At 65.5% G+C, this 661-nt stretch carries 1 protein-coding gene and 1 pseudogene; both read left to right on the top strand.

Annotated features, from left to right (window positions below; translation table 11 throughout):
- Nucleotides 1–444 (top strand): annotated as a pseudogene (locus AC1D1T_RS32930) (phage portal protein); the annotation flags it as partial.
- Nucleotides 428–661, top strand: a 234-nt coding sequence (locus tag AC1D1T_RS32925) for a hypothetical protein (RefSeq protein WP_477993570.1), incomplete at its 3' end; no start/stop codon positions are given. The pseudogene AC1D1T_RS32930 and the gene AC1D1T_RS32925, both read left to right, overlap by 17 nt.

Genomic DNA, 661 nt, shown 5'->3' with positions numbered 1-661 from the left:
CTCGTCGAGCAGTGGGTGCACTACGCCTGCCTGACCGACGACTTCATCTCGATGGCCGTACAGCCGATGGTGGAGGACTTCATCGGCGCGGCGGCGGTTTCCGGGGTTGTGCCGTTCCCCAAGGATCTCAAGCCAGGCACGCACGACGACGTGCTCTACGTCGCGCCGTCGATGCCATGGATCGACATGGCAAAGGAAGCCACTGCCTGGCTGACGCTGAGCCAAGCCGGCTTCATCAGCGAGGTCGAAGTGATCCGTAAGTCCGGGCGCAATCCTGACACGGTGCTCGAGCAGATCGCGAGCTGGCGCAAGAAGGCCGAGGAGAAGGAACTGCGCTTCAGCAGCGACGTGCGCCACCAGAACGCGAGCGGCCTGCCCAGCACGCCGAAGCAGAACGACCAGGCCGACAACGAAGGGGAGGAAACCGATGGCACCGAAGAATGAACCACGCAACCTGAGCGATGCCGACGCGCAGGCCATCGCCGATCGACTGTCCGCGCAGCTGATGACCCAGCTGGGCGACGAGCGCACCGCACAGCGCCTCGTCGGCGTGTGGGGCGGCTACGTCGACCGCCAGCTCGGCCGCGGACTKCGCCGGCTCCCCTGGGAGGATGCCCTCCACGAAAGAGTCTGGGTTGTTCACGCAGCAATCGTAGCTGCC

Source organism: Rhizobacter sp. P2_H3, from assembly GCF_056403355.1.
The sequence above is the reverse complement of the archived record's forward strand: the minus strand, read 5'-3'. Positions and strand labels throughout refer to the sequence as shown.